This window comes from Oscillospiraceae bacterium, assembly GCA_031265355.1.
GTDB lineage: Bacteria > Bacillota > Clostridia > Oscillospirales > UBA929 > JAIRTA01.
In genome coordinates this window covers 1-12877 of sequence record JAISCT010000038.1, presented here as the reverse complement: position 1 = coordinate 12877, position 12877 = coordinate 1, and the positions used below count along the sequence as shown (strand labels likewise).

The 12877-nt window shown below is 59.1% G+C and carries 11 protein-coding genes; 7 read left to right on the top strand and 4 right to left on the bottom strand.

Annotated elements, in window-relative coordinates:
• The first annotated feature begins 9 nt into the window (after positions 1-9).
• Genes LBK75_05320 through LBK75_05300 form a run of 5 tightly spaced genes read left to right on the top strand, consistent with a single transcriptional unit; the run spans position 10 to position 5302 of the window.
• Entirely contained in the window at positions 10-873 is an 864-nt protein-coding gene (locus tag LBK75_05320) for a M15 family metallopeptidase (GenBank protein ID MDR1157713.1), read from the top strand.
• Between the two features lies 1 nt (position 874).
• Positions 875-1585, top strand: a complete 711-nt coding sequence (locus tag LBK75_05315; GenBank protein ID MDR1157712.1) for a response regulator transcription factor — start codon at positions 875-877, stop codon at positions 1583-1585.
• Positions 1582-2955, top strand: coding sequence for a HAMP domain-containing histidine kinase (locus LBK75_05310; GenBank protein MDR1157711.1), 1374 nt, complete (start codon positions 1582-1584; stop codon positions 2953-2955). The genes LBK75_05315 and LBK75_05310 overlap by 4 nt, the downstream gene beginning before the upstream one ends.
• 50 nt (positions 2956-3005) lie before the next feature.
• Positions 3006-3728, top strand: a complete 723-nt coding sequence (locus tag LBK75_05305) for an ABC transporter ATP-binding protein (protein MDR1157710.1) — start codon at positions 3006-3008, stop codon at positions 3726-3728.
• Positions 3725-5302 carry a putative ABC exporter domain-containing protein gene (locus LBK75_05300; GenBank protein ID MDR1157709.1) on the top strand — a complete coding sequence of 526 codons (1578 nt, stop codon included), beginning with the start codon at positions 3725-3727 and terminating at the stop codon, positions 5300-5302. Before LBK75_05305 ends, LBK75_05300 begins: the two co-directional genes overlap by 4 nt.
• A 162-nt stretch (positions 5303-5464) precedes the next feature.
• Here LBK75_05300 and LBK75_05295 read toward each other — a convergent pair whose 3' ends face one another.
• The 4 genes from LBK75_05295 to rny form a co-directional block, all read right to left on the bottom strand.
• Positions 5465-6427, bottom strand: a complete 963-nt coding sequence (locus LBK75_05295; GenBank protein MDR1157708.1) for a zf-HC2 domain-containing protein — start codon at positions 6425-6427, stop codon at positions 5465-5467.
• Positions 6414-7079, bottom strand: coding sequence for a sigma-70 family RNA polymerase sigma factor (locus LBK75_05290; GenBank protein ID MDR1157707.1), 666 nt, complete (start codon positions 7077-7079; stop codon positions 6414-6416). The genes LBK75_05295 and LBK75_05290 overlap by 14 nt, the downstream gene beginning before the upstream one ends.
• 45 nt (positions 7080-7124) lie before the next feature.
• Entirely contained in the window at positions 7125-8120 is a 996-nt protein-coding gene (gene dusB / locus LBK75_05285) for a tRNA dihydrouridine synthase DusB (GenBank protein ID MDR1157706.1), read from the bottom strand.
• A 172-nt stretch (positions 8121-8292) separates the two neighbouring features.
• Positions 8293-9837, bottom strand: a complete 1545-nt coding sequence (rny, locus tag LBK75_05280) for a ribonuclease Y (protein MDR1157705.1) — start codon at positions 9835-9837, stop codon at positions 8293-8295.
• Positions 9838-10360: 523 nt separating this feature from the next.
• Here rny and LBK75_05275 point away from each other — a divergent pair.
• Complete coding sequence (locus LBK75_05275) at positions 10361-12163, top strand: polysaccharide deacetylase family protein (protein ID MDR1157704.1); 1803 nt, start codon at positions 10361-10363, stop codon at positions 12161-12163.
• Positions 12164-12471: 308 nt separating this feature from the next.
• The coding region (locus LBK75_05270; protein ID MDR1157703.1) for a hypothetical protein at positions 12472-12877 on the top strand (406 nt) is incomplete at its 3' end.

Below are 12877 nucleotides of genomic sequence, written 5' to 3'. Positions count from 1 at the left end.
GGCGTGTTTATGAAACGATTCCTGTCCACTCTCTGTCTGACCGCCCTGCTGTGCGCGGGCGGCGGATGCCAAACGCCGAGCATACTGCCATCTTCAGCGCCCTATGGCGCGGCGGCGTCCCCGGCGTCTCCGGCATCCTCCGTCGCGTCCGATTGGGCGGACGTCCCTGTCGGCGCGCTGGAAGACACCCAACTTTTGGCACTCATCAACGGCGACCATCCCATCCCTGACGGCGGCGTCCCGTATCCCACCGTTTCGGCGTACCAGACCGTCCCACTGGCCGCCGCCGACATCCTGATGCATCCCCGCGCGTTGGAGGCGGCGGACGCTCTGTTCACGCAGGCCGAAACGGAGGGTTTTGACGGTTTTTTCATTACCAGCGGCTACCGGACCAGTGAGCGGCAAAAGCAGCTCTACAAGAAGGCGAACGATAAATCCTACGTCCAAAAACCTGGTCACAGCGAACACCAAACCGGCCTCGCCGCCGACATCGCGTACACAGACATCGGGCAGGCGCAGTTTGGAGATTCGGCCGAGGGCCGCTGGTTGGCGCAAAACGCCTGGAAATACGGCTTCATCCTGCGGTATCCCGAAGACAAACGCGACGTTACGGGCATCGCGTTTGAGCCGTGGCATTTTCGCTACGTCGGTCAGCCCCATGCGGCCTACTGTCACGACAACGGCCTTTGTCTGGAGGAATACCTTCAGTTGCTGGCAGACAGCGACGGCTTTGATATCACGCTGGAACACCAGACATACTCGGTCTTTTATGCGCGCCCGCGCGACGACATCATACGGGTGCCCAGAGAGAAGAGCTGTGAGATTTCGAGCGACAACACGGGGGGGTATATCATCACGGTGTGGGAGGACTGACATGGACTACACCATTCTCATTTGTGACGACGACGGCGACATATTGTCGGCCTTAGACATCTACCTGAGGCAGGAGGGATACACAGTCATCAAGGCCGAAAACGGCCGGGAAGCCGCCGACATCGCGGCGCGAGAAACCGTTCATCTGATACTATTGGACGTGATGATGCCGGTGCTTAACGGCATACAGGCGGCGGTGAAGATCCGGGCGTTTTCCAATGTACCGATCTTGTTTCTCAGCGCCAAAAGCGAGGACACCGACCGCATTTTGGGTCTCAACATGGGCGGCGACGATTATATCACAAAACCCTTCAACCCGGTGGAACTGCTGGCCCGCGTCAAGGCGGCCCTGCGCCGGTACGCCCGGCTGGGCGGGCTGAGAGACGGGACGCCGGAGGCAGAGCCGGGCGTCTACCGGACCGGCGGGCTCGTGCTGGACGCGGGCCGAAAGCGCGTGACGGTTGAGGGTGAGGATGTCTCTTTGACCGCCGTCGAATTCAACATCTTACAGTTGCTGATGACCCACATGGAGCGTGTTTTTTCCTCCGCCCAGATCTATGAGGCGGTGTGGAACGAGCCGGCCTTTCATGTCTCAAAAACCATTTCGGTTCACATCCGGCACATCCGGGAGAAAATCGAGATCACCCCCAAAGAGCCTCGGTATTTAAAAGTTATCTATGGGCTGGGCTACAAGGTGGTGAAAAGCCGATGATCTCGGTCAGCCGCGCGTTGCGCTCGTCTTGGGTCAAGGCGGCAGTCTTCTTACTCGGCGGCGGCGGCGCGTTGTCCGCGGTTCGCGCGCTCAGCCAGGGGTACAATTATTATACGGGCAAGGTTTTGGGAAACTATCTGCACTGGGATTTGGCGGTTTCTCTGGCCATATTTTTCTTCGCCGTCGGTCTGCTCTGTCTCTCGATCTGGACATCGGACGGCAACCGGAAAACCGGCCTCTTCCGCCTGTGGCAAAAGATTGATTTTTCTCTGCTCGTACTTTTATCGTTGTGTACCCTAGTGTTGTGCGTCTCCGACGCCCAATATTATCGAAACGCCGTCCGGCTGTTGTCGCTTTCGTTCCTCGCCTACGCCGCGGGTGTGGCCCTGCTGGCCGCAACCGTGGCGCATCTGCGCGACAAAACGTTGACAAAGACAATGGTCTGGCTGCCATTCTATCGCCTCCACCCTTTCAACAAGCCCATCGGGTTTTTGATGTCTGTTTTGCTGGCGGGCAATCTGCTGTATTTGTTTATCATCTATTTCACACAGCTGGGATCCCGGCTGGGCGTGGCGGTCTTTGTTTTCGCCATGTTCACGCTGGCTGCACTGACGTATTTCTGCTCATTCTTGCTGTCGTTATCCTCCTCCTATGAGAAAGCTAACGAGGAAAAAATCCAAGCTGAGCGGTTCAAGGCCGAGCTCATCACCAATGTATCGCATGACATTCGAACGCCGCTGACTTCGATCTGCAACTATGTAGATCTGTTACAAACCCTGCCCATCGACAACGCGGCCTACGTCGAGTATGCGGGCGTTTTGGCGCGAAAGACCGCCCGGATGAAGAGGCTGATTGACGACCTGATGGAGGCCTCAAAAGCCGGGACGGGCAATCTGCCGGTGACCTTGCAGCGGATCGATCTGATTGAAATTACAGGGCAGATCGCCGGGGATTTTGAAGAGGCCTTTGCGGGCAATCGTTTGACTTTTTTATGCCGACAGACAGAGGAGCAGGTTTTTGTTACGACGGACAGCGGACACCTGCGGCGGGTGATGGAAAATATTTTTGCCAACGCGGTCAAGTACACCTTGCCGGACACCCGCGTATTGGCGGACATCGGTCGGACGGAGGGTGCGGTGTTCTTCTCTCTGAAAAACATCTCCCAAACCCCGCTCGATCTGACCGCCGAGACGCTGACCCGGCAGTTTATCCGAGGCGACCGCACCCGTCACACCGAGGGCAGCGGTCTTGGGCTTTACATTGCGAAAAGCTTGACGGAACTGACGGGCGGACAGTTCTCCCTCCGCGTGACGGGGGATCTGTTTGAGGTTTTGATTCAGTTCGCGAAAGATGATATAGCTATAGGATAACCCCACGCGGCTTGCAATAAAACTTTATGCGAAAAAGGGGCAAGTGCTCTATGATCAACGTCCAAAACATATCGAAACACTACGGAAAATTTCTCGCCGCCGACAACATTTCTCTGGTTGTGAACCCCGGCGAGTTGACCGTTCTGCTTGGCCCCAACGGCGCGGGGAAATCTACGCTGCTTAAATCGATTTGCGGATTGCTTCGCTATCGGGGAAGCATTACCGTGGGCGGATTCGACAACCGTACCACCGAGGCAAAGCGGCTTTTGGGCTATGTCCCCGAAATGCCTGTGCTGTACCCTATGCTGACGGTTTATGAGCATTTGGAGTTTACCGCCAAAGCCTACCGTTTGCAAAGCTGGGAACCGCTTGCCGACGAACTCCTTCATCGGTTCGAGTTGTCAGACAAAACGCGAAAGCTCGGCAAAGAGTTGTCGAAAGGAATGCAACAAAAGGTAAGTGTGTGCTGCGCCTTGCTGCCTCAGCCCAAAGCGGTTATTCTTGATGAGCCGCTGGTAGGGCTTGACCCACATGGCATCAGGGAAATCAAAGCCGTCATGGCCGACTTGAAACGAAACGGCTGCGCATTGCTCGTCAGCACGCACATGATTGAAAGCATGGAGGAAAACTGGGACACGACATACATCCTGAAAGACGCCAAAGTGGTTGCGGTCTGCCGCCGGGGAGAAATGCCGGAGGGCAAGTCTCTGGAAGATATGTATTTTGCCATCACGGAACATGATGATACTCCCAAGGGAGGTGGGAGAGAATGAACGCTCTCTTATACATTGTTCGCAAAAGTATGAAAAACAGTCTGAAAGAGCTTTTGAAAAAGCCCGGCAAACTGATGCTGTACTTGCTGATGATAGCCGCCGCAATCGGTGCCATTGCGCTTTCTTTTTTTACAAAAGCGCAGGTGGAGCAGCCCGCGCCGCTGTTTTGGTTTTCCGGAATCTTGTTTGCTTTTATCTCACTGTTTGTGGTCATCAATATCCTCAAAGGGCTTTCTGGTGGGGATGCCATCTTCGAAATGAACGACGTCAATCTGCTTTTTGTTTCCCCGGTGGACCCACGCAAGGTGCTGTTGTATGGGCTGATTCGTATGGCGAAAACTGCGTTTTTAGCGGGCTTCTTTATTTTATTCCAGGCAAGCTCGTTGGCCAATTTTGGCGTTGACTATGGCGGTGTTTTGCTCACCTTCGCAGGTTTTTTACTGAGCATGGTCGTTTTGCTCATTGCCTCCCTATTAATTTACAGCGCCACCAACGGCAATGCAACCAAAAAACGTGTGGTAAAGCTGATCACCGCTCTGTTATTTCTGCCCCTTGCCGTTTTTTGGGCGGTTTCGTATTTTGAGACGCGGAATCCCTCCGTCGCGTTGGAAGCGGCTATCAATTCCCCTTTTCTGCGGTATATCCCGGTGGCGGGTTGGACGGCAAGCGGCGTCACCGCGCTTTTATCCGGCGAATTGTTGGCCGGATTGTTCTTTTTTGGTTTGAACCTGTTTTTAGGTGCGGGAATAACAGGTTATATTCTGCTTTCCCATCCAGATTATTATGAAGATGTGTTGGTGGCGACCGAAACGGCTTACGAGAGAAAGCGGGCAATAACCGAGGGGAACCTAAATGCGGCTACGCAGTTTAAAAAAGCCGTAAAAATCACCAAAACCGGGATTTACGGCAACGGAGCGGCGGCTTTGTTCGGCAAACATATGCGCGAGAGCTTTCGGGAAAACCGTTTCGGCATATTGACCCTGCCTTCGGTTCTGATTGCAGCGGGGGCTGTCATTATGACACTGTTCGTACAAGACCTTGTTGTCGTTATGCAAATTCTGATGTGGCTTCAGATCATGCTCATCGGCACAGGGCGGGGGCTGAAAGAAACCTATTCCCATTATATTTACATGATTCCCGAATCCTCGTTCAAAAAAATCCTGTGGAGCAACCTGGAAATCATGGCAAGAACATTTTTGGAGAGCGTGCTGATTTTCGGAATCGGCGGGTCTCTTGTGGGCGCGGACTTTGCATATATCGCAGTTTGCATATTGACTTATACGCTTTTCTCATGTCTGCTTTTGGGTGTAAATTATGTGTTCCTGCGCTTCCTTGGCTCTGACATCAGCGCCGGTCTTCTGATTGTGATTTATTACTTCGCCGTAATTTTGACAATGGCGCCGGGACTTGCGCTGGCGATTGTCATCGGGAGCATAATAGGCGACGGCTTTGGGTTGTTTGCGGGACTGCTGATACTTTGTGCTTGGGAACTGGCGATGGGACTTCTCTGCTTCGCGTTGTCCAAAGGCGTGCTGCACAACTGCGATATGGCGATGGTGAGGGCAAACAAGTAAAGAGTGAGCCGCGTGAAAGGCTGCATAAGAAAAGTGCAGGTTCTTTGACAGACATCGGCGACGCCAATCTTTACGCGCAACGGTCGACCCCCGCGCCTATGAAGGCGCGGGGGTCGACCGCAGATCGGAGTTGCTCGTTTTATCAAATCAGAAGAAGAATTATCACTTTTCAAAGATGACCAACACATCGTCCGGCACATCGTCCGACTCGGCGGACATCTCCTCTGTGTCGTCGACGTCGCGCCGCGCGCCCGCCTCCGACCAGACTGGCCACCATGTCTCCACCAACATCCGCGACGCAACGATCTCCGTCCGGTCGTCATATTCCACCCTGGCGAGCGACGCGAGTTCTTCCGGCACGGCGGCCGCCCAGCGTATCACATAGGCGTAGGGCGCGGGCGTCGCCACGGCCGTCGTCATCGCCAAGGGCCCGGGCGCTTCCATTTCGGCGGGCGGCTGCAGAGAATTTGTCGCGTCGCTCGCGCCGCCGTTCATCTCCCCCTGCGGGACATCTTCCGACACCGGCGGACCCGCGCTGCGCCCCATCGGGGGGGCCCCGTCCGGCATGGTCGATGAGGGCGCCGGCACAGCAGCCGGCGGCACGGCCGCGTCGGTCATGTCGGACCGCGCTACGTCCCCTCCGGCACTGCCCGTCGCGTCGCCGGACGTGAGGGCTGCACCGGGCGCATTCCCGTCGCCGCCCTCCTGCGTGAAATCGTCGGAATCGTTTTTCGCCGCATAGAAGACGCCCTCTCCGGGAGCCTGCTTTGTGTCGGACTGCGCCGTTCCGGGGGCGTATGCAATCTGGGGCAGCCTTTCCTGCATCACCAACAGCAACGCCACCACGGCCGCCACAGCCGCCAGCGGCGCCATACGCCGCGGCCACCGGCCGGAACGCCGGCCGCGCGTGCGCCGGACTTGATAACGGATGCCGGGCAGCAGGGTGTCGGGCGGCGTCTCCTCCCATCCGGCCAAACCGTCGTGCAGCGCGGCAAAGGCCGCCCGCCGGGCCGTACAGCGCGGGCAAACCGCCAGATGCTCCTCCAGTGCGCGACGCGCCGCCTCATCCAAACAACCGTCCACATCCAGGCTGATGGCTTCTATATATTGTTCACAGGGATCCATGCGGTTCACCTCCTCCGAGACGCTCCGCCTTTTCCCCTGACGGCGTCTTTGGTGGTTTAGACGTGCGATCTTCAAAAAAGTTCCCGCGCGCCGTGAGAATGCGGCACAGCGACGCGCGTGCGCGCGCCAGACGGGATTTGACCGTGCCCTCCTCTAGATCCAGCGCGGCGGCGATCTCCGCATAGCTCAGCCGCTCGATGTCCCGCAGCGTCAGGACGATCCGGTGCTCGGGCGTCAATCGGTCCATCGCCTCGGCCACCGCCTCGCGCAATTCGCTCTTTTCATAGACTGTCTCGGGGTTATAGCGCATGTCCGGCCATTCGATCGGCTGTGATTCCCCCTCCTGCTCCCATGCGGACATCGGCTGTTCCCGCCGCCGAGCCGTTTTGCGCACGTGGTCCAGACAGACGTTGGACGCCAGCCGATACAACCATGTGGAAAAAGATGATTCCGCCTTAAAACGGGGCAGCGCCCGATAGACCCGCAGGAAGATCTCCTGAGAGAGATCGAAGGCGTCCTCCCGGCTGTGGGTCATCCGAAACGCCAGCGTATACACCCGCGTCTGATAGGCGTTTACCAGCGCCTCAAACGCCGCCGCTTCCCCGCGCGCGGCTCGCTCAGCCAGCGCGCGGTCCGCGTCTCCGCCCGCCATGCAAACACCCCCTTCCCTCTCTCATCTGCCTTTCACATCGATCTCTCAGCATGTGTCCTCCTCGTCGTCCCGCAGTGTCCGCTGCATGCGGCGGACGATCTCGGTGAGCTCCGCCAGCGTGGACACCCGACACAGCGGCTGTTTGAACACGCCCGCGTGCGGCACTCCGCGCAGGTACCACACGACATGGCGGCGCGCTTCGAGGCACGCGATGTGCTCCCCCTTGTCCTCCGCGGCCAGCTCAATCTGTGCCAGCGCCGTCTCAAGCCGCTCGGCCAGCGGCGGCCGACCCGGGTCCGGCGCGCCCGCGAGCGCGGCCTCAGCCCGCGCGAAAATCCATGGATTGCCGAAGGCGGCCCGCCCAATCATCGCCGCGTCCGCGCCAGTGCGGCGCAGCGCCGTGACCGCGTCGGCGGGAGAGAAGATGTCCCCGTTCACGATCACCGGGATCGACACGGTCTGCTTCACCTCGCGGACGACGTCCCAGTCGGCCCGCCCGGCGTAGAGCTGTACCCGCGTACGCCCGTGTACGCAGAGAGCGGCCGCGCCCGCCGCTTCCGCCGCCTGGGCGAAAACGACGACGTTGCTCTGCCCCCTGTCCCAGCCCCGGCGGCACTTCACGGTCACCGGCAGAGGCACGGCGCGGACACAGGCCTCAATGATGCGGGCGGCCTTTTCCGGGTCCCGCATCAGCGCGCAGCCGTCACCCGAGGCGACAATCTTCGGCGTCGGGCAACCCATGTTGAGATCGATGCGATCGGGTCGGACACTCTCCGCCGCGATGACCGCGGCCTCGGCCATGCAGGCCGGGTCACTGCCGAACAACTGGACGGCGGACGGGCGCTCGTCCGCTCCGAGTCGCATCAGGCGGCGCGATTTCATGTCTCCATATGTCAAAGCCCGTGCGCTCACCATCTCGGTACAGGTGAGGATGCGCGCCTGACGGCGGCACACCGCCCTGAAGGCAAAGTCCGTGACGCCCGCCATCGGGGCCAGCGCCAGCCGGACGGGCAGCACGGTTTCGACGGTTTCGACGACCAATGGGTCACCCCCAGTTTTCGGTTCGCCTCGCCCGGCGCCGCGCCGAGCAAGGCATTGTCAGCGGCGCTCCGCTGTAACACGCCCGCCCCCCGCTGGCAAGCGGACGGGCGGGCGGCTGTTGCTATACCGGCGGCGATCGTCCGGCGTGTGCGGACGACCGCGCGGGAAAGGGTCACTTCGCGTATTCGATGTGCCGCGTCTCGCGGACCACATGCACTTTGATCTGGCCCGGGTAGTCGAGGTCCTCCTCGATCTTTTTCGCGAGATCGCGGGCCAGCAGGATCATCTGGTCGTCGCTGACGTTCTCGGGTTTCACCATGATGCGAATCTCGCGGCCGGCCTGGATGGCAAAGCTCTTGTCTACACCGACAAAGGTGTTCGCGAGCTCCTCCAACTTCTCCAGCCGTTTGATATAGTTCTCAAGATTTTCACGCCGCGCGCCCGGCCGGGCGGCGGACACTGCGTCGGCCGCCTGCACCAAACAGGCGACGATGGTCTTCGGGTCGATGTCTCCGTGGTGCGCGTGGATGGCGTGGATGACGTCCTGGTTCTCCTTGTACTTGCGCGCCAGATCCACGCCGATTGTCACATGGGAGCCCTCGACCTCGTGGTCGATGGCCTTGCCGATGTCGTGGAGCAACCCGGCGCGCCGGGCGAGATTCACATCCACACCCAGTTCGGCCGCCAGCGTGCCGGCGATGTGGGAGACCTCCAGCGAATGTAACAGGACGTTTTGCCCGTAACTCGTGCGGTAACGCAGCCGCCCCAGCAGGCGGACGAGTTCCGGATGCAGGCCGTGCACGCCGGCTTCGAAGATGGCGCGCTCCCCCTCGGCTTTGATCGTGATCTCCACCTCTTTTTTGGCCTTCTCGACCATCTCCTCGATGCGGGCGGGGTGGATGCGCCCGTCGGAGATGAGCTTCTCCAGCGACAACCGCGCCACCTCGCGCCGCACGGCGTCGAAGGAGGACAGCGTGATGGCCTCCGGGGTGTCGTCGATGATCAGGTCGACGCCCGTAAGCGTCTCCAGTGTGCGAATGTTGCGGCCCTCGCGCCCAATGATGCGCCCCTTCATCTCGTCGTTTGGCAGGGGCACCACGCTGACCGTGGCCTCGATCACATGCTCGGCGGCACAGCGCTGAATGGCCTGCGAAATGTACTCGCGGGCCTTGCCGTCCGCCTCCTCCTTGTAGCGCGTCTCGATCTCCTTGATCTTCATGGCGGCCTCGTGCGTCACCTCGGACTCAAGGCTCTTGATCAGATAGAGCTTGGCCTCCTCGGCGGTGAAACTGGAAATCTTTTCCAGTACATCCATTTGGCTGCGTTTCAGGCGCTCCGCCTCTTCGCGGACGGTGTCGGCATCCTGCAATTTGCGGGTGAGCTGCTCTTCCTTTTTTTCGATGTTTTCGTGTTTGCGGTCGAGGGATTCCTCTTTTTGCTGCAGGCGGCGCTCCTGTTTTTGCAGGTCCTGCCGCCGTTCCTTGACCTCACGGTCATACTCCACACGATTCCTATGAATCTCCTCTTTGGCTTCCACCAGGGCCTCTCTCTTTTTCGCTTCGGCGCTTTTGATCGCATCGTTGATGATCCTGCGCGCCTCCTCTTCGGCGCTCGCGATCTCCTTCTCCGCCACATTTTTACGGTATAAAATTCCGGCAAAAAAACCAACAGCGATTCCGACGAGAGCGACCACGATGGGAATCAGAATCTCCCACACGTCTTCGTGCGCACCTCCAGTGATTCGGAAACCGTCGTCCGCCCAATTGGGCCCGTCCTGTCTCTAGGCTTTCCGAGGGATCTCCCGGCGCTGCGGCGGGGCCGGTCCCTGCACCATATATTTTAAGAACAAACACAAAATACGGCATCGAAGACCGGTCCGGGCCTTTGCCCGGACGGCGCTCCGGAGGGATGAAATCGTCTCATGCCGCGCGGGCAACTGGGCATAGGCGGCGGTTTTCGTTGATGTATGATATATCTCATGCAGAACATGGACAAATCACTTCTTTAAGACTATCGGTTTTCGTGGCTTCTGTCAAGATAAAAATTGGGAAATCTGTGCGCCTTGCCGAGAAAATGTGAAAAAAAGATGGTTTCATTACCCCTCGACGGAACCCAGGACTATTTTCTCCGCTCCGGGCGTACGCTAGAGAGGGTACCCGAGTGCCCAGGCGCTCCCCGTTGGGCGCCGTCAGGTTTTCTGCGGGCGGCGGAATGCCGCCCCTACAAGGGGGTTGTTTCCTGTGCGGATTGTCCCGCGGATTGTCCCGGCGCGTGCGCTTTGGTGGGGGCTCGCCGTGCTCGCGGCCGGCGCGTTGGTTGTCTCCGGAGCGCCGGCTCGAATCGTCTCGGTCCCGGCGCGCGCGGCGGCGCCGTCGTTTGACGTGCCGGCCCACGTACTGGAAAAGGCGCTGCGGGCGGACGTGGAGGCGCACGCCGCCGTGCTGGCGGGTGCGGAGGGCGCGGTTCCGCTCGACTGGATCGATCTGCTGGCCTGCCTGGCCGCCCGCTGCCAGGGAGATTTCAGCCAGTTTCGGGACACAGACCTGCGCACCCTGTGCGACCGGCTGCGCGCCGGCGAGACACTCGAGGCTCTGACCGCGGATCTCCCGCACTTTTCCGATTACCGGGCGCTTTACACCGCCGTACTGGGCGGTTTGGTCGGTTCCTTCCGGCTCGGCGCGGAGACGGAGGACGGGACGGCCTGGGAGGATCTGTACGGCCTCAAGGCCTACTCCCCCATTGCCGCCGGTTTTGCTTACCGCCACAACAACGACTTCGGCCGCAGCCGGTCCTATGGCTATGAGCGCCAGCACCTCGGCCACGACATGATGGCCTCGGTGGGCACGCCCATCGTTTGCATCGAGACCGGCGTGATCACGGAGATCGGCTGGAACCAATACGGCGGCTGGCGGCTGGGTGTCCGCAGCCTGGACAGTCGGCGGTACTATTATTACGCCCACATGCGCAAAGGCCAGCCCTACCATGCCGACATAGAGAAGGGCCGTCTGGTGCGCGCCGGGGACGTGATAGGCTACGTGGGACGCACGGGCTACAGCGTGCAGGAGGACGTAAACAACGTGGGGGAAAATCACCTGCACTGGGGGCTCCAGCTCCTCGTCGACGGCGCGCTGCCGGATGACTCAGAGTCGAATTGGGTGGATGTGTACGAGATCACCAAGCTGCTCTACGCGCACCGTTCCGAGGTGCGGCGCGACCCGGCCACAAAGGAGTTTTACCGCACGCGACCCTTTGAGGAACCCGCGTCCGCGGCGGCCGCGACGGCCCCGGCGCCGGAGGGTGCCGTGAGGCTGCCCGTCATCATGTACCACAGCATCCTCAAATCGACACGCGGCAGCGCGTACATCATCACGCCGGCGCAGCTTGAGGCCGACCTTGCCTACTTACAGGCCCAGGGGTTTACCTCGGTGACGGTCTCCGACCTCACGGCCTTTGCGCGCGGTGAGGCAGCGCTGCCGGAAAAGCCGGTCATGCTGACCTTTGACGACGGGCACTACAACAACGTATTTTACGCCGAGCCCCTGCTCGCCGCCCACGGCATGCGAGGCGTCCTCGCCGTGGTGGGAGCTTTTTCCGACCGCTCGGTGCAGGAGGGCGCGCAGAACCCCAACTTTTCCTATGTAACCTGGGACGACATGGCCTCGCTCGCAGCGCGCGGCGTCTTTGAGATCGAAAACCACTCTTACCAGATGCATGTCCCCTCCGGGCCCCGTCCGGGCTGTGCGCAGCGCAAAGGCGAGAGCGACGCGGACTACGATCGGGCAATCCGAGCGGACCTGGGCGAGCTTCAGGAACGGGTATTTGAGATCACCGGACGCCGCCCGGAGGCGTTTGTGTATCCGTTCGGCCTATTCACCGCCAACCTCGAAAGCATCCTCCGAGACATGGGTTTTGCCTGCACCATGACCTGCACCTATGGTGTCAACGAGCTAAAACCCGGCGACCCCGACGCTCTCTTCGGTCTGAAACGCGTCCTCCGCGACGGCGGCACCTCGGTGCAGAACATTTTGGAAAAATACCTATGAGGCCGCCACTGTAAAACCAAAGCGGAAAACTCTTTTAAAATTTTTTGTGCGGGTCTTGGATGAACAAAAATATGGCAAAAGATTGCGTTTTTTGCAAAAAACGGATCAAGTTGCAATAAACAATTAAAATTTGACAGGAATACAGGGGTTTTTTACAAATACTCCCTGTATTCCTGTCAAATTTTTTTACGATATAAGAGGTGAATTAGCCATCATACGCTGTCACTATAGGCAAAGGTATAAGCGGTGCAGCTTTCATGATGAGGATATCAATTCGGTGAAAGTATTTTAAACAGGGGGAATGGGATATGAAGACGAGAACAAGGGCGATCAGTTTTGTGCTGGCCTTTGTCATGTTGCTGACAGTGACAGCCGTCGGCGTTTGGGCAGCGCAGATATCTTCTGTCGCGACAGCTTCGGGGCCGCTCGACATGCAGGTAACATTACAAGAGGGAGATCCGTTCGTGTTCATGAAAAATGAATACAAAGCGGCAGGTGAGAGTTTTTGGCAGACGGAATCCGCGGGTGGCGACACAGCAGTGAATTTTTCGAATGTATCCGAAAGTTCACTGCTGAGTGGGACGACGTGGGGGGATTCGCTGCAGGACGAATGGGAGCAAATCCCGCAAAGAGTGGCTGTGCCGGTGCAGAGATACATCGTCAAGTACAAAGAGGGAGAGGAAGCGCAGGCCAGAGAAATGGTCGCGCCTCTTG

Coding starts and splice junctions, on each gene's coding strand:
- LBK75_05320 (MDR1157713.1), top strand. CDS start 10: ATGAAACGATTCCTGTCCACTCTCTGTCTGACCGCCCTGCTGTGCGCG.
- LBK75_05315 (MDR1157712.1), top strand. CDS start 875: ATGGACTACACCATTCTCATTTGTGACGACGACGGCGACATATTGTCG.
- LBK75_05310 (MDR1157711.1), top strand. CDS start 1,582: ATGATCTCGGTCAGCCGCGCGTTGCGCTCGTCTTGGGTCAAGGCGGCA.
- LBK75_05305 (MDR1157710.1), top strand. CDS start 3,006: ATGATCAACGTCCAAAACATATCGAAACACTACGGAAAATTTCTCGCC.
- LBK75_05300 (MDR1157709.1), top strand. CDS start 3,725: ATGAACGCTCTCTTATACATTGTTCGCAAAAGTATGAAAAACAGTCTG.
- LBK75_05295 (MDR1157708.1), bottom strand. CDS start 6,427: ATGGATCCCTGTGAACAATATATAGAAGCCATCAGCCTGGATGTGGAC.
- LBK75_05290 (MDR1157707.1), bottom strand. CDS start 7,079: ATGGCGGGCGGAGACGCGGACCGCGCGCTGGCTGAGCGAGCCGCGCGC.